Here is a 15,803-nt window from a genome sequence, read left to right as displayed (position 1 = left end):
TCGTTGGCGATCGCCCCTTTAGGGGTCTGAATTGAGCGCTCCATGATATCCTAAGGTCAGTAACCCAAACGCAGGATTACCCAGAATATGTTTGGGTCGGTCTATTGCGTTTTTACGAGGGGTTAACCTATCTGATAATAGTATAATTAGAGCTTCGATATACAAAGTCTTGCGAAAGGGATGCCCCAGCACAGAACGACAAAAGTGGCCCTGCTTATCCTAGCCAAACCCTCGCCTCTGGGGTGATCAAGCCAGCCCCGCCACAGTGAAAAATTCCCCCTAGGCGATCGCCCCAACCAGATTTTTACTTTTTAATTTCATTACCCTTAACCCAAAGTCATTAGGAGGTTTATTCTTTGTCAAAATTAGTCAATGTCGCCATTCTTGGTGCTACCGGAGCCGTTGGCGCAGAACTCTTACAGTTGTTAGAAGAACGGGATTTCCCCCTAAACAACCTAAAACTTTTGGCCTCGCCCCGTTCTGCCGGGAAAACCCTCACCTTTAAAGGCCAACCCATTACCGTCGAAGCCGTCAGCCCAGAAGCCTTTGAAGGGATCGATATTGTCCTCGCCTCCGCCGGGGGAAGCACTTCGAAAAAATGGGCCAAGGCGATCGTCGAAGCCGGTGCCGTGATGATCGACAACTCCAGCGCCTTCCGCATGGATCCTGATGTGCCCCTCGTGGTGCCAGAAATTAATCCAGCGGCAGCCCAACAACACCAGGGCATCATCGCGAACCCCAACTGCACAACCATTCTCATGGGGGTGGCAATTTATCCCCTCCATCAAGTACAACCCATCCAGCGGATTGTGGTTTCTACCTATCAATCTGCCAGTGGTGCCGGGGCCAGGGCCATGGAAGAAGTCAAGCAGCAAACCCAGGCGATCTTGGCGGGTGAAGAACCCCCCACAGAATCTTTCCCCTATCCCCTCGCCTTTAATCTTTTTCCCCACAATACCCCCATCGATGACGCGGGCTATTGCCAAGAGGAGATGAAAATGGTGAACGAAACCCGGAAGATCTTTGGGACGCCTGACCTGCGGATTAGTGCTACCTGTGTCCGGGTGCCGGTGCTGCGGGCCCATTCTGAAGCGGTTAACCTAGAGTTTGCGCAGCCCTTCGAGCCAGCCCAAGCCAAAGACATCCTCACCACGGCCCCTGGTGTTACCGTAGTAGAGGATTGGGAAAACAATTATTTCCCGATGCCCATGGATGCAACGGGGAAAGATCCGGTGCTGGTGGGTCGTATTCGCCGGGATATTTCCCAAGACAATGGCCTGGAATTGTGGCTCTGTGGCGATCAGATTCGGAAAGGAGCAGCCCTTAATGCCGTCCAGATTGCGGAACTGCTTTGGGAAAAAGATTGGCTCCAACCAGCGGCGATCGCAACGGCGGTCTAGTCCAGTAAGATTTATGTGTGTTGTGTCGATTCGTTTATGACAAGTACAAGATTTGGTCGAGTGATCACCGCAATGGTGACCCCCTTTACGGAAGAGGGGCAGGTGGATTACGCGATGGCGGAAAAATTAGCGGCCCATTTCATTGACCAGGGGAGTGACGCCCTTGTTGTCTGCGGCACCACCGGAGAATCGCCCACCCTGACTTGGGATGAGGAGTATGAGCTATTCCGGGCTGTGCAAAATGCTGCCACTGGACGGGCTAAGGTAATCGCGGGTACGGGTTCTAATTCCACCAGTGAGGCGATCGCCGCCACCCAAAAAGCCGCTAAACTGAACTTGGACGGTTCGCTGCAAGTTGTTCCCTATTACAATAAGCCCCCCCAAGAAGGACTTTATCAGCATTTCAAGGCGATCGCCGAGGCCTGCCCTGATATCCCATTGATGCTTTACAACGTGCCGGGGCGCACCAGTTGTAATCTGTTGCCCGAAACCGTGATTCGCCTCGCCACCGTGGACAACATCGTGGCCATCAAAGAAGCCAGCGGTAACCTCGACCAGGCCGCCCAAATTCGTTGTGGTGTAGATTCTACCTTTGAAATTTACTCAGGGGATGATAGTCTAACTCTACCTTTGATGAGTGTAGGAGCCCAGGGCGTTGTGAGCGTGGCCAGTCACCTTGTCGGGCCGCAGATGCAGGCGATGATCCAAGCCTTTCTTGCTGGCCGTACCCAAGAGGCGATCGCCCTCCACTTGAAGCTTTTCCCCCTATTCCGTGTCCTATTCTGTGATACCAACCCCCTCCCCGTGAAAACCGCTCTCATTCTTCAGGGATGGCGTTTAGGTAGCTTTCGTCCGCCCCTCTGTCCCCTCAGCCCTGATCGCACAAAACAACTCACCCAGGTGTTGAAGGATTTGTCCCTCCTCTAAAACGAAGCATTCGGCGAACGTCCCACTGCCACGGCTTTTGACAACTGAACAGTATTGCGCCAATTACCAGCACCCTGTTGCTCGCTGGTCATATCTAGCCGTTGGTCTTCAAATACCAGCCTAAAAGTTTTCTATTTCAACCTTTTCTCTAGTTTTAACCACAAGCAAATCTAAGGAGTTTTATGAACAAGAGCAAACCCCAACCCACAACCCGTAGAAGAACCCGCACCAGCCAAAAACAAACGACAAAGCCAGAAAATCTCAACCCCCAGGACAGTATTAAAATTATTCCCCTGGGTGGTCTCCATGAAATTGGTAAAAACACCTGTGTTTTTGAGTATGACGATGAAATCGTGCTGCTCGATGCGGGCCTAGCCTTTCCGACGGATGGGATGCATGGGGTCAATATTGTTCTGCCAGACACAACCTATCTCCGGGAAAACCGCCACAAAATTAAGGGGATGATTGTCACCCACGGCCACGAAGATCACATTGGTGGTATTTCCCATCACCTCAAGCAGTTTGATATTCCCGTCATCTATGGCCCCCGCCTAGCTATGTCTCTGTTGTCCGACAAACTAGATGAAGCAGGCGTAAGCGATCGCACCAAACTCCACAGCGTCATGCCACGGGACATGGTGCGTATTGGTAAAAATTTCCTCGTAGAATACATCCGCAATACTCACTCCATTGCCGATAGCTTTACCGTGGCGATCCACACGCCCATTGGGGTGATCATTCACACAGGGGACTTCAAAGTAGACTTTACCCCTGTTGACGGTGAACAGTTTGATTTTCAGCGGCTCGCTGAGCATGGCGAAAAAGGTGTTCTCTGTCTTTTAAGTGATTCGACGAACGCCGAAGTTCCCGGTCGCACCCCTTCGGAAGCCTCAGTGAAGCCGAATTTAGACAGAATCTTTGGTCAGGCCCAAGGACGACTCTTTGTGACGACCTTTGCCTCTTCTGTCCACCGGGTCAGCATTATTTTAGAACTGGCGCAAAAACACAATCGTAAGGTGGCTGTGGTGGGCCGTTCCATGCTAAACGTCATTTCCCATGCCCGCAATTTAGGCTACATGAAATGTTTGGATGAGCTGTTTATTCCCCTGCGGCAGCTGAAAAGCATGAAGGATGAGGATGTTTTGATCCTGACAACGGGCTCCCAAGGTGAGACCTTATCGGCCATGACACGGATCTCCCACGATGCCCACCGCCACATCAAAATTAAGGAAGGGGATACGGTGGTCTTTTCGGCCAATCCGATCCCTGGGAATACGATCGCCGTGGTCAATACCATTGATCGTCTGATGATGCGCGGCGCGAAAGTCATCTACGGTAAAGGGGAAGGAATCCACGTTTCTGGTCACGGCGCCCAAGATGATCACAAGTTGATGTTGGCCTTGACGAAGCCGAAGTTCTTTATTCCGTTCCACGGGGAACACCGGATGTTGGTGAAGCACGCCCAAACGGCCCAATCGATGGGGGTACCGGAAGAAAATATTGTGATTATCGATAACGGTGACATTGTGGAACTCACAGAAAATTCCATTGGTGTTACCGGGAAAGTGCCTTCGGGAATTGAATTAGTAGACCGTTCTGGTATTGTCCATGATTCGGTACTCCAGGAACGGCAACAGTTGGCCGAGGAAGGGGTGATTACGGTGGCCGTGGCGATCGCCCAAGACGGTAATCTAATTGCGCCACCAGAAATTCATCTCCGGGGTGTGGTTACCGCAGCGAACAATAAGTTACTCCACCAGTTAATCCAGCGGAATGTCGAAAATGTGTTGGAAGACCGCCTCGCAGAGTACAAAGAACATGGCAAGCGCAGCAACGAAGACATTGACTGGACTGACATTCGCCTAGAGATTGAAGCATCCCTACAACGCCTTGCCCGTCGAGAATTACAAGGGGAACCCCTCGTGGTCTTTTTGATGCAGGTCAGCGAACAGACTGCCGTTAGAACCCAGCGCCGTCGTCGTCGTCCCACAGCATCCCTTGCTTCCTAATGTAGGAAAAGGATTTGGGATCTACTCTAAGTCTCTTGTAAGCATTTGAATTCAGAGAAATACACGAAAGGGAGCCATAATGACTCCCTTTTTTGTTTACGGATTTAGAGCATTAAAAAAATTCGAGAAAATGCTTAGCTGATAGCCAAGCTCTTAGAAAAATTAATTTTCGCTATTTTGAGCCTGGGCCGGATCTACCCAGATAATGCGCTGTTGTTTGGGATCGACTTTTATGGTGTACTCTTGCATTAGTCGATGGCTCCCGTAGGCATCGAAGTGACGGTTAAATTCTTGGCGTAGTTTGGCGACCCGTTGTTCTGCTTCGGTGACTTCGCCCTTGAGAACAGATAACTGCTGCTGTTGGGATAGTTGGGCCGGTAACAATTGGGCAATGGAGGCGATCGCCACCCCACCAAGGAGACAATTTACAGAAATCTGCGCCGCCAATTCCCAGCAGGCGAACCGATGCTGCTTATTTGCTGCTGTTAATGGGCCAGCGCTTTTTTGATCTTGCTTATGGCGACGTTTCTGGAGAGAAATGGGGGTCTGTTGCCGGGGTGATTGTGGAGGGGAGAAGCCGTACATGAACACAGGATCCAACACTAAAAAAACAAGAAATCGCGTAACCTGAAGTTATCGAAGCATTTTTCTTTGATTGATAATGCTTATAACAAGCCTTTTTAGAAAAAATGATCGATAATTTTGCCGATATTTAAATGACAGTAGATGCGCTGAAAATGGATCGAGGCGATCGCCCAAATCATTAAGATGTAAAAAATTTCAAGACCGAAATTCACCACAATTTTTTGGAGAATTTTGATCAAGCTTTGGCCTTGATGCTAGCAGCATCTTAGCACTTGCGTTTTAAAAAATTAGAATCTCTTCAAAAAGAAGCTCTGATCCCCAAAATTCAGGCAAATATGGCCGCTATTGATAAATAAAATAAATCATAGCCACGCAGATTTTGTCAGATTCTAATAGGTTTCTGCATAGGGGCTGGGACTCTGGGCTAGATTTAAAAACTTTGTTAGCTCCGGCTGGAAAATCAGCTTAACCGTTCCGGTGGGGCCATTACGGTGTTTCGCAATAATCACCTCGGCAATATCTCGCTCCGGGGTATCTGGGTTGTAATAACTGTCGCGGTAGAGCATTAAAACCAGGTCGGCATCCTGCTCGATGGAACCTGATTCGCGCAGGTCAGACATCATCGGGCGTTTGCTGTTGCGGGCCTCAACCCCCCGACTTAACTGGGATAGGGCAAAAATGGGTACATCTAATTCCCTGGCGAGCCCTTTGAGCGATCGCGTAATTTTTGAGAGTTCTTGGACACGATTGTCACCACCGCCTTCCATGAGTTGTAGATAGTCAATGAGGATTAGCCCTAACTTTCCCCCCTGCTCTGCCTGGAGTTTCCGCGCCTGCGATCGCATCTGACCTACCGTGATATTCGCCGTATCATCGATAAATAAAGGCACATCCGACAAAAATTCCACCGCTTTGAGGAGGGGACGCATATCAACCTCATCGAGGCGTCCGGCCCGGAGACGATTACTTTCAATCTGAGCCTCCCCAGCCAAGAGGCGCTGCACCAATTGCTCCTTCGACATTTCTAAACTAAAAATGGCCACGGGAAGCCGTTCCTTTTTAGCGATATTAGTGGCCACATTGAGCGAAAAACTGGTTTTTCCCATGGCGGGACGTCCGGCAATAATCACCAGATCAGAGCGTTGGAAGCCATTGGTCATCGCATCGAGATCATAAAACCCACTCGAAAGCCCCGACAGCATCTCTTTTTCCTGCTGTTTGGTCTGGCGTTCTTCGATGTTGCTAAAGGCTTCGGCAATGGTTTCGGCAATGGCGGTTAGGCCATCCTGGGGACGGGTCTGGGTGAGCCGAAAGATTTTTTGCTCGGATTCATCGAGGACATCGGGTAGAGTTTTAACGGTGTCATAGCCCAGATCAATAATTTCATGGCCCCCGGCAATGAGTTGTCGCCGCACGTATTTATCCATGACCAGTTCCGCATAGTGGTCAATATTCACAGCGGAGACGGTGCGATCCACCAATTGGGAAAGCTTGGGAATACCGCCGACTTTTCCGAGACGTTCGTTGTCTTGGAGCCAGGTACTCAGGGCCAATAAATCCGTCGGTTTGCCTTGGTTATGGAGCACCAACAAACCTTGATAAATATCCCGGTGGGCCTGGACATAAAAGGCATTAATCACCAGAACATCCACCACCCGGCCCATGGCCTCTGGGTCCATTAAAATCCCCCCCAGAATAAATTCTTCGGCTTCGATATTTTGGGGCGGAAGGGCGTTACCGGGAAAAGCGGGAGTTGAATCGGCCATGGTTGGGGAGGAAGTGGGGCGTAAGGAAACGCTTTCTTAATAGTCTAAACGTACTGATTGAAAATGAAAATAGCGATCGCCACTGGGACTTGCTGGAATGTCAGAGGCAATGGGAAGATCGCAGGCATTAGGCAGAGGGGCTTTCATGTTTAGTTATCTTAAGGGAGAGGCGATCGCCATCCACCGGAATTTGCAGGGGCGTTTTTTTCTAATTCTCGAAGTAAGGGACATTGGCTACGAGATCCAAGTGCCAGGACGCCTCGCCCAGGAGTTGGCAGCCGCAATCGGCCAACCCCAACACATTTTTGTCCACAGTCAGCAACGAGAGGACGGCACCTACCTCTACGGCTTTGCCAGCGCTGCCGCCCGGGATTTATTTCGGCAGCTGATCAGTGTCAGTGGCATTGGTGCCCAGGGGGCGATCGCCCTACTTGATACTCTAACCTTGCCGGAATTGGTACAGGCCATTGTCACCGCCGATCATCGTCAGCTAGCCAAAGCGCCGGGCATTGGCAAAAAAACCGCCGAACGGCTTGCCCTCGAACTGCGCAGCAAACTCAGCCAATGGCGAGATCAATTTTCGCTTCCCGACACAGCCGCTCAACCCAATGCCGCTGTCCACGAAGATTTGGAATTAACCTTGTTGGCCTTGGGATACCAAGAAACCGAAATCCGTGGGGCGATCGCCACCCTCAGTCAAGACTCGATTCTGTTGCAAAATGACAATGCCGACGAATGGATCCGGCGGGCCATCACTCTCCTAAGCCAAACATAACAAGACAAAAACCCCCTGCAATGAGGAGGCCCAGGCTTACCTGTTCAACAAAAAAACGCTACTGAATTTCCCGGACGCGGGGTTGTCCGTCAATAATTTCGCCGACCAAAATCACATCAGCCACCCCGACAAACAGACCGTTTTCCAGGACGCCAGGGATATTATTAATCTTTTGCTCTAGGGTTGCCGGGTCGTCGATGCCAGCAAATTTAAGATCCACGACTAAATTTCCTTCATCGGTCACCACGGGGCCAGCTTTTTTGACTCCCATTCGGAGTTCTGGCTTACCACCCAATGCTTCTAGTTGACGCATCACTGGCGTAATGGCCATGGGAATCACTTCCACGGGTAATAAAAAGGTTGAACCCAAGCGATCAACCAGCTTGCCGCTATCTACCACGACGACGAATTTGTTGGCGAGGGCATCCACAACTTTTTCCCGGGTGTGGGCCGCACCGCCCCCTTTAATTAAATTTTTCTGGGGATCGACCTCATCGGCCCCATCAATGGCCACATCAATATGATCAACGGCATCCAAACTGCTTAGGGGAATTTTGTACTGTTTTGCGAGAACTTCTGCCTGGAAGGAGGTGGGAATCCCGACAATATTCTCTAGTTCACCTGCGGCTAAACGCTCACCGATGTATTGAATTGCATAGGCGGTGGTTGACCCAGTGCCTAAACCAACCACTGAGTTGGACTGGACTAGGGCGGCGGCGACTTTGCCCACTTCTTGTTTCATGACCGTGACGGCATCCATTGTGTATCCCTCCGAGAAAAAAGTTGAATAAAAAAATTAATGCTGAAAAATTTTTTGGCGTAAACAAAACAAATCCTGCCACACGACCTGCAGCAGGAAAATCAATGACCCAAGGCCTAAACGTTAGCGGTTTGCTGTTGGAGCATGTCTTTGAGCTTCTCCAGTTCGCTGGCCCAGCGGGGGTCGGGTTGAGCGGAAGTTGCATCACCGTAGCTGGATTGCTTCTTGCTGCTGCCACCACTGCGCTTGCGCTTGCCGCCGCCTTTGGTGTTGCTGGCTTCGGCTGGCTTGTCGTCGCCTTTGCTACGGGGGAGAGCCTTCTCAATTTTGAGGGGACTGTCCATGAAGGATTGGCCATTGTACTTTTCGATGAAAGCATCGGCTTCTTCGTCGGTGGGGACGGTAACGAAGGCAAAACCACGACATTTGCCTGTTTTCCGGTCTTTGATCACTTTGGTGGTTGCGGTTTCGCCTGCTTCAACAAAGAAATCAACCAGGGCTTGTTTTTCGACGACGTCTTTGGGCAGATTGCCGACATACAAACGTACGGACATAGGGAACCTCCTAGATGTTGGTTGGGTTAGATGAAAAACTGGTTTTGGGACAAACTCGTTCAGGGATCAAGTGCTGATAATGTGGCGATCGCCTTTGACCTTGAATACAAAAAAATTTAACTGTAAAAAGACTGATCATCCAGTGTTGTTGTGCCCTAGGGCCTTCGGTGAAAACTGATCGGTTTGTCTGTCACAGGAGCAGTGGTGGCATACTTCACATCGTGCGGTTGCTCTGGAATTTTTACTTTACCGTGAACGTTACAGAATGTATAGCACCATCGAGTGACCCATTATGGGGTAAATAGTGCGGAAAGACAAGTCACTTAACGTTTTTTTTCGTTTTCCCCAGGGAATTTATGCTATGGCGATCGCCTGAAATTTTCTCGATGCCGTGGCTTTGGTGAACGATTATCCATCGTAAACCTTGGGTGAAAAAATTGCCCCTGAACGTAACAGAGATGACGGCACCACACAACGGAATGTGAAAGATCGATCAGAAAAGTCGGTAGGATTTGCTAGAGTGGATCACCGATTTTCCAAAACATCTATGGAAAGCGAATTGTGTTTTAAGTTCGGGAGAGTGAGGCAGGTTCCATGGCAATGATCGTTCAAAAATATGGCGGTACCTCCGTCGGCTCGGTAGAAAGAATTCAAGCGGTGGCCAAACGGGTACAGCAACGGGCCCAAGCGGGCAATCAAATTGTCGTGGTGGTCTCTGCCATGGGAAAAACCACCGATGGTTTGGTGAAATTGGCCCACGAAATCAGCACCAATCCCAACCGACGGGAAATGGATATGCTCCTCTCTACGGGGGAACAGGTCTCGATTTCTCTGCTCAGTATGGCCCTCCAGGAACTGGGACAACCGGCAATTTCTCTCACTGGTGCCCAGGTGGGAATTGTTACTGAAGCGGAACATAGCCGCGCCCGCATCCTCGAAATTAAAACCGACCGCCTCCAACGGCACCTGCAAAAGGGAGAGGTGATCGTCGTGGCGGGTTTCCAGGGCATTTCCAAAACCGAAGATCTAGAAATTACTACCCTGGGTCGGGGCGGATCGGATACTTCTGCGGTGGCGATCGCCGCTGCTCTCAAGGCCTCCTGTTGTGAAATTTATACCGATGTGCCGGGGATTTTAACCACTGACCCGCGTATTGTCCCCGAAGCGCAACTGATGGCCGAAGTCACGTCCGATGAAATGCTAGAGCTTGCCAGTTTAGGGGCGAAGGTGCTTCATCCCCGCGCTGTCGAAATTGCGAAAAATTATGGGGTGCCTTTGGTGGTACGTTCCAGTTGGACTGAGGATCCGGGGACTTGGGTGACCTCTGCCCCGGTGAGCGATCGCCCCTTGATTAACCTCGAAATTGCCAAAGCCGTCGATGCGGTGGAGTTTGATACTAACCAGGCCCGCATTGCGATGCTGCACATCCCTGATCGCCCCGGCGTCGCTGCCAAATTATTTGGAGAAATCGCCACCCACAATGTCGATGTGGATTTAATTATCCAGTCGATCCACGATGGCAACAGTAATGACATTGCCTTTACCGTGACCGAAAATGCCGCCACCCAGGCCCAGGCGATCGCCGAAGCCATTGCCCCCACCCTCTGCGCTGGCACAGACCAAGATTTAAGCGACGTTGCGGTGATGAGCGCCAATGACATTGCCAAAATCACCATCTCTGGGGCTGGGATGATCGGCCGTCCCGGGATTGCCGCCACCATGTTCCAAAGCCTGGCCGATGCAGGGATTAATATCGAGATGATTTCCACTTCGGAAGTGAAGGTGAGCTGCGTCATCCAGCAGACGGATTGTGACCGGGCGATCGCCACCCTCTGCGATGTTTTTGACATTGCCTCTTCCCCGATGAATGCGACCCCAGCGGCTCTCAATCCCGAAGATCACCCCCCCGTCCGGGGTGTCGCCCTTGACCTCAAACAAGCGCAACTGGCCATTCGTCACGTGCCGGATAGTCCTGGTATGGCTGCCCAAATTTTTTCGCTGTTGGCCCACCAAAACATCAGCGTCGATATGATTATCCAGTCCCAACGGTGTCGTGTGCTCAACGGGGTAAAGACCCGTGACATTGCCTTTACCGTTGCCCAAGGGGATGCTGAAGCGGCTCGCCTCGCCCTCTCTAGCATGGCAGAACAGCTAAATTTTGGGGAAATCGAAGTAGATCCGGCGATCGCCAAAGTCAGTATTGTCGGTTCTGGGATGATTGGTGCACCGGGGGTTGCAGCTCGCTTCTTCCAAGCCCTTGCCACGGCAAAAATCAATATTCAGATGATTACCACTTCTGAAATTAAAATTAGCTGCGTTGTCCCGGAAACCCAAGGCCAAGCCGCTCTGAAACTCGTCCATGAAGCCTTTGCCCTCGGTGGTGAAGCAAAGGTGGAAGTCCCCGCCTAATCATTGCCCAAACCCAAGATTAGCCCGCCGAGGAGAATTAGGAGCAAAAGCCCCAGGATCATAAGTACGCCCATACAAATTCCCTAAAAATACAATCTGCATTCAAACCCAGCCTAGCCCGGTTGGGTTTCTTTGTAGCGGAAACAACTTGATTCTAAAAATATTTTTCAAACAAAAAAAGAGCCCACCGAGGTGAACTCTCTTTATGCAGTGCCGGGAGGCGGAATTGAACCGCCGACACGAGGATTTTCAGTCCTCTGCTCTACCAACTGAGCTATCCTGGCGTTTTGCGCACAAGTTCTAATTTAGCAAAGCAATTTTAAATTGGCAACCCCTAAGCCTAGATTTTTCTCAAAAAAAGTTTTTTACGGGGTTTTTTCCATTATTCTTCGATGGCAATGCGGCCCTGACGTCCCAAACGGAACACCAAAAACGTCAGCAAATACACGACATAAATCACCAGGCCGACAATTCCTAAGAAGCCGAGAAAACCGGGTGTCGAGTTGGCGTGCAAAATTTGTTGGTAACGGCTGGGTGCTTCTAGCCACACTTGGCAATAGGCCCCTTGGCGCATCGCCGTGGAAAAGGCACAGCCCAAAAATGGTAAGTTGGCGATCGCCCCGAGCGCGCAGTAAACTGTCACCGCCCAACGCCAAGCCGTAAACGCGAGTTTTAGACGACTACCCGGCTGATCGCGAATTTCTTCATTGAGATCAATCCAAAACCACAATCCAATGGGAATCAAAATCCGTGACAACAGCCCTGTCAGATAGCCCACTGACCAACTGGGAATCAACAGATACACCGTCACCATTAACAAGCTGGCCACTTTCCAGTAAATGCCCAGGAGCCGCTGCATCGATTCCACCTTCGCGACGAAACTCCAGATCAACAGTGCAATCGGCACCATCACCGTAAAAATGACCGCCAAACGGTAGTCCATCCAGGCCAATTGCTGTAGTAACGTTTCATCCATGGTTTATGTGGGGTTTGAGACAAATTAAGATTGATTTTTCACAGTATACACAAGTCAAAGCAGTGGCACTACGGAGAGAAACCACTGCTTTGGGGATTAGCCTCTAGCACGTTTTTTGACCTTACCGAAGCCAAGATCAATGACCAAAAGCGCATCAACTAATTTTTTTTACAAAAATAAAGGCGATCGCCGACAAAATTAGTCTTCGTAGAGACGGCATTCATCCGCGTCGGGGTTATCATCACAAAACTTTTCTAGGGGACTTTTTTCCGGCTCTTTTTCCCGTTGGTGGGCGGCTTCCGCCTGGAGTTCTTCAACGGCGTCCCAAGCAGCTGCACATTCAGCGGAAGTGGAGTCAGTACTACAAGCTTCCCGAGCCGCATCACGTTCTTGTTCAATTTTTTGATGAATATTTGTCATGAATCCTCGTTTTATCTTGCTATCTTTTTTAATTAAGGGCTCCAGTGACGAATGTTGCAATGTTTGCTTAAGCTCAGCAAAAAGAAAGGACAACAGCCACTGGCGTAGGAACGAAACTCTTTGCTTTTCTTGGCAGTGATTGGCATTCACCGATGGAGATTAGCGCAGGATTAAATTCGAAAAATAAAAAGTCCCTACTGCTCCCCATTGTACCGTAGGAAACCTGGTGGGTCGGTTTATTTTAGATCGGGTATTGCGCCATCGCCGCCCCAGAAAAAATCCCGCCGGCTAGGGGATGTTGTAGTAGAATCTATCTGCTCTGCTTGGAGATCTCCGGAAAAAGCCATGAAGTTTGTTTGCAGTCAAAGTGATCTAAATAGCCAACTGTCCCTCGTCGGTCGGGCGGTGCCCTCGCGGCCTACCCACCCTATTTTGGGAAATGTGCTGTTGACTGCGGATGCGAACCGCCATCAGATTCAACTCACCGCTTTTGATCTCAGCCTCGGCATTCGCACGAGTTTTCCGGCCCAAGTTATCGAAGGGGGCACCCTAACCCTGCCAGCAAAGTTGCTCAATGATATTGTGTCGCGTCTGCCTGAGGGGGAAGTGACCTTGAGTTGCCCGTCGGATACTTTGATGAAAGGTGATGCCCAGGCGACCCTAACTGCTGCGACGGGACGGTTTCAGATTCGAGGCATGGGGGCCGAGGAATTCCCAGAATTACCAACGATCCAGGACGGTAAAAAATTAATGTTGCCGGCGATCGCCTTGAGTGAAGGCCTAGGAGGTGTACTATTCGCTGCAAGCCCCGATGAAACCAAGCAAGTTCTCACGGGCGTCCATCTCACCCATCACCAGGATTGCCTTGAGTTTGCCGCGACCGATGGCCACCGTCTTGCTCTCGTTGAAACCAGTGATCAGGTCAGTCCAGAGCCAGAATCCAGCGAAACCGGTAAACTTCCCACCTCAACCCTGGAAGATTTTGCTTTAACCATCCCCGCCCGGGCGCTCCGAGAACTAGAACGAATGTTGACCACCGCCAATGAAGCGGATTTGATTGCCTTGCATTTAGACGATAGCCAAGTCATTTTTGAAGTCAATCACCAGCACCTCACCAGCCGTAAACTAGACGGTGCCTACCCCGCTTACCACCAGTTAATCCCCCGCCAGTTTAGCCGCGATGTCACCCTAGAGCGACGGGCTTTGATTAGCAGCATTGAACGGGTGGCGGTTCTGGCCGATCAAAAAAATAATATTGTCAAATTCCGCCTCAACAGCGCCGAACAAAAACTTCACCTCGCTGTGGAAGCCCAGGATGTGGGCAGTGGTGAAGAAGCGTTGCCCGCCCAGGTTTCAGGGACAGACCTAGAGATCGCTTTTAACGTGAGGTATCTCATCGATGGTCTGAAGGCTTTACCGAGTAATGAGATCAAGATGCAGTTGAATGAGAATAACCAGCCAGTCATTTTTACGCCCCTGGGTGCAGTGCAAATGACTTATTTGATTATGCCCGTGCAGATCCGCAGTTAAGGCGTTGGGGCTGGGGCTGTCTCTGGGGCGGCTGGTTGGCTAGGCGCTTGGATAATCTCTTTTTTAGCCATGTGGTCATAGAATTGACGACTAATTTTGTGGAGTAGTTCTTTACCCTTGGGGTCGTTGTAGGGACGCTCGACAAAAATTGCAGCAACGTAACGCTTGCCATTGGGCAGATCAACAATTCCCGCATCGCCGATGATACTGCCGATGTCTCCGGTTTTATGGACGATGTCGGCTCCCTGGCCCAAACTCTGGGGTAAAAGGCGATCATTACTCGTGTCTCCCATGATCCGAAACAGGCGATCGCGGGAGCGGACAGACAAGATTTCGCCTTGGTTAACGCGGGCCAGGAGATGGGCAAGATCCTTAGCGCTGGTGAGGTTTGTGCCTTCGAGATCCGGCAGGGGATTGTTTAATTGGGTTTGGGTCATGCCCCACTGCTGAAATTTGGCGTTGAGGACGGCATTCCCCCCCAACAATTCGGTGATCATGTTGGTGGCGGTGTTGTCACTGTTAACGCTCATTTCCGTGGCGGTGTAGAGGGCGGTGTAGGTGCTGCCTGGGGTTTTGTATTGCATGCCGCCAGATCCACCCCCGATGACCTCTTGAGTGAGGGTGAGTGAATCATCGAGGTTGACTTTGCCACTGTCAACGGCTTCAAAGAAGGCCACAAGAATGGGAATTTTGATCGTACTGGCGGCGGAGAGGGGACGATCGCCAGCCACATCTAAATATTCTCCGGTGTCTAAATCCACAAAGAGCAAAGACGCATCCAGGGTAGAGTCAGCGGCGATCGCCGCTTGGGTGGTTTCTGCCAGTTGGGTGAGGGGCGTTTTCAGGGGAAGCGGTTCCGGGGCCGGGGGAGGAGTAACCTGTTCAGAGAGGAGCTGTTGGCTCGTTACGTTGTCGGGGGGAGTAACCGTGGGGACGGAGCGTAGGTTTGCGGCGCTGAGAATGGTGCCAATACAAGCACTAACGCCCACACCCACGATGAGTAAACGGAGAGGATACAGGAGGGGCCGGGGTAGTTTGAGGCGTGCTTGGCGGACTGGGCGGCGGGAACGGCGATTTGTCCTTGGGGAGTTGGATGGGGCCTGGAGCGCGATCGCCTGGGGGGAATTTCCTTGCCGATGACGGGCTTCAAAGGCGATCACCTTAGTATTGGTCGCAGCATTCAATGATCGTGGCGCTGGGGATTTTCTGCGTTTAGAACGACGGGACTTACCAACCACTGACGACTCCTACCTTGACTTTGGGGTAACTGAAATAGATTTTTTTCATTATGCCTGAAGACTTTGGCGATCGCTCCCCCTTTCTCAAAATTTTGTCAGCTCGCTGCAGCCCAAGGGAAAATCCAGAGAATCATGGCCAGCCTCTGCAATGCCATTGAGCCAAAAGCAGGAACAGATCGTGGTGTTGCGTCTTGGACAAGGCAATTTAAATTAAATTTGTATCCTATCTTTCAGTCAGGATAAATTTTTGAGCTTTGGGGAGAATCTAAATTGATTTAGTAATTTGGCGATCGCCTTTTTGCGAGAAAAAATAGCTTTCATGCTTAAAAATCAAGGTTAAAAAATGATCGCTTTATGCTGAATTTCACTTTAGGTCAGTAAAAGAACTGTTAAAATTTGCTTAAAGACTCAAGCCAATTTAGGGGAAATAATTAAGGTAATTCTCCCCTCCAAA

At 50.6% G+C, this 15,803-nt stretch carries 13 protein-coding genes and 1 tRNA gene; 6 read left to right on the top strand and 8 right to left on the bottom strand.

What is annotated here, in order from left to right; genetic code table 11:
- Positions 1-356: 356 nt before the first annotated feature.
- The 3 genes from AACQ84_RS06505 to AACQ84_RS06495 all read left to right on the top strand — a co-directional run bounded on the left by AACQ84_RS06505 (position 357) and on the right by AACQ84_RS06495 (position 4,336).
- Positions 357-1,400, top strand: a complete 1,044-nt coding sequence (locus AACQ84_RS06505; protein WP_012306895.1) for an aspartate-semialdehyde dehydrogenase — start codon at positions 357-359, stop codon at positions 1,398-1,400.
- Between the two features lie 36 nt (positions 1,401-1,436).
- Positions 1,437-2,327, top strand: coding sequence for a 4-hydroxy-tetrahydrodipicolinate synthase (dapA, locus tag AACQ84_RS06500; protein ID WP_012306894.1), 891 nt, complete (start codon positions 1,437-1,439; stop codon positions 2,325-2,327).
- A gap of 182 nt (positions 2,328-2,509) precedes the next feature.
- On the top strand, positions 2,510-4,336 hold the full coding sequence (locus tag AACQ84_RS06495; RefSeq protein WP_012306893.1) for a ribonuclease J: 1,827 nt from the start codon (positions 2,510-2,512) through the stop codon (positions 4,334-4,336).
- A 162-nt stretch (positions 4,337-4,498) separates the two neighbouring features.
- On the opposite strand, the gene AACQ84_RS06490 is transcribed toward AACQ84_RS06495, so the two are convergent.
- Both AACQ84_RS06490 and dnaB read right to left on the bottom strand, forming a co-directional pair.
- Positions 4,499-4,921 (bottom strand): slr1601 family putative cell division protein, encoded by a 423-nt coding sequence (locus AACQ84_RS06490; RefSeq protein WP_049761592.1) that lies wholly within the window; start codon positions 4,919-4,921, stop codon positions 4,499-4,501.
- 389 nt (positions 4,922-5,310) lie between these two features.
- Entirely contained in the window at positions 5,311-6,687 is a 1,377-nt protein-coding gene (gene dnaB, locus AACQ84_RS06485; protein ID WP_041443451.1) for a replicative DNA helicase, read from the bottom strand.
- A 145-nt stretch (positions 6,688-6,832) separates the two neighbouring features.
- Here dnaB and ruvA point away from each other — a divergent pair, with 145 nt between their 5' ends.
- A complete protein-coding gene (gene ruvA, locus AACQ84_RS06480) occupies positions 6,833-7,462 on the top strand; it encodes a Holliday junction branch migration protein RuvA (protein WP_012306890.1) in 630 nt (209 codons plus the stop codon).
- 58 nt (positions 7,463-7,520) lie between these two features.
- Here the strand turns inward: ruvA and rpiA are convergent, their stop codons facing one another.
- Positions 7,521-8,222 carry a ribose-5-phosphate isomerase RpiA gene (gene rpiA, locus AACQ84_RS06475; RefSeq protein ID WP_012306889.1) on the bottom strand — a complete coding sequence of 234 codons (702 nt, stop codon included), beginning with the start codon at positions 8,220-8,222 and terminating at the stop codon, positions 7,521-7,523.
- Between the two features lie 116 nt (positions 8,223-8,338).
- Positions 8,339-8,776, bottom strand: coding sequence for an RNA recognition motif domain-containing protein (locus tag AACQ84_RS06470; protein ID WP_012306888.1), 438 nt, complete (start codon positions 8,774-8,776; stop codon positions 8,339-8,341).
- A gap of 594 nt (positions 8,777-9,370) precedes the next feature.
- Here AACQ84_RS06470 and AACQ84_RS06465 point away from each other — a divergent pair.
- The gene (locus tag AACQ84_RS06465; protein WP_012306887.1) at positions 9,371-11,185 is read left to right on the top strand and encodes an aspartate kinase; all 1,815 of its coding nucleotides are present in this window, start codon (positions 9,371-9,373) and stop codon (positions 11,183-11,185) included.
- Positions 11,186-11,396: 211 nt separating this feature from the next.
- Here the strand turns inward: AACQ84_RS06465 and AACQ84_RS06460 are convergent.
- The 3 genes from AACQ84_RS06460 to AACQ84_RS06450 form a co-directional block, all read right to left on the bottom strand.
- Positions 11,397-11,469, bottom strand: a tRNA-Phe gene (locus tag AACQ84_RS06460).
- Between the two features lie 98 nt (positions 11,470-11,567).
- On the bottom strand, positions 11,568-12,161 hold the full coding sequence (locus AACQ84_RS06455; protein WP_012306886.1) for a DUF3177 family protein: 594 nt from the start codon (positions 12,159-12,161) through the stop codon (positions 11,568-11,570).
- Between the two features lie 198 nt (positions 12,162-12,359).
- Entirely contained in the window at positions 12,360-12,581 is a 222-nt protein-coding gene (locus tag AACQ84_RS06450) for a Calvin cycle protein CP12 (protein WP_012306885.1), read from the bottom strand.
- Positions 12,582-12,926: 345 nt separating this feature from the next.
- On the opposite strand from AACQ84_RS06450, the gene dnaN reads away from it, so the two are divergent.
- Positions 12,927-14,111: a DNA polymerase III subunit beta gene (gene dnaN / locus AACQ84_RS06445; protein ID WP_012306884.1), complete on the top strand. Its 1,185-nt coding sequence runs from the start codon at positions 12,927-12,929 to the stop codon at positions 14,109-14,111.
- On the opposite strand, the gene AACQ84_RS06440 is transcribed toward dnaN, so the two are convergent.
- Positions 14,108-15,295, bottom strand: coding sequence for a serine hydrolase (locus AACQ84_RS06440; RefSeq protein ID WP_234991413.1), 1,188 nt, complete (start codon positions 15,293-15,295; stop codon positions 14,108-14,110). The two genes, dnaN and AACQ84_RS06440, sit on opposite strands and share 4 nt — an antisense overlap.
- Positions 15,296-15,803: the final 508 nt, after the last annotated feature.

This window comes from Picosynechococcus sp. PCC 7002 (assembly GCF_963860125.1).
Lineage (GTDB): Bacteria > Cyanobacteriota > Cyanobacteriia > Cyanobacteriales > MRBY01 > MRBY01.
This window is presented reverse-complemented; position numbering and strand designations above follow the sequence as displayed.

Excerpts from the sequence above, each read along its gene's own strand:
- dapA (WP_012306894.1), top strand. The coding sequence starts at position 1,437 with ATGACAAGTACAAGATTTGGTCGAGTGATCACCGCAATGGTGACCCCC.
- AACQ84_RS06495 (WP_012306893.1), top strand. The coding sequence starts at position 2,510 with ATGAACAAGAGCAAACCCCAACCCACAACCCGTAGAAGAACCCGCACC.
- AACQ84_RS06490 (WP_049761592.1), bottom strand. The coding sequence starts at position 4,921 with ATGTACGGCTTCTCCCCTCCACAATCACCCCGGCAACAGACCCCCATT.
- dnaB (WP_041443451.1), bottom strand. The coding sequence starts at position 6,687 with ATGGCCGATTCAACTCCCGCTTTTCCCGGTAACGCCCTTCCGCCCCAA.
- ruvA (WP_012306890.1), top strand. The coding sequence starts at position 6,833 with ATGTTTAGTTATCTTAAGGGAGAGGCGATCGCCATCCACCGGAATTTG.
- rpiA (WP_012306889.1), bottom strand. The coding sequence starts at position 8,222 with ATGGATGCCGTCACGGTCATGAAACAAGAAGTGGGCAAAGTCGCCGCC.
- AACQ84_RS06470 (WP_012306888.1), bottom strand. The coding sequence starts at position 8,776 with ATGTCCGTACGTTTGTATGTCGGCAATCTGCCCAAAGACGTCGTCGAA.
- AACQ84_RS06465 (WP_012306887.1), top strand. The coding sequence starts at position 9,371 with ATGGCAATGATCGTTCAAAAATATGGCGGTACCTCCGTCGGCTCGGTA.
- AACQ84_RS06455 (WP_012306886.1), bottom strand. The coding sequence starts at position 12,161 with ATGGATGAAACGTTACTACAGCAATTGGCCTGGATGGACTACCGTTTG.
- AACQ84_RS06450 (WP_012306885.1), bottom strand. The coding sequence starts at position 12,581 with ATGACAAATATTCATCAAAAAATTGAACAAGAACGTGATGCGGCTCGG.
- dnaN (WP_012306884.1), top strand. The coding sequence starts at position 12,927 with ATGAAGTTTGTTTGCAGTCAAAGTGATCTAAATAGCCAACTGTCCCTC.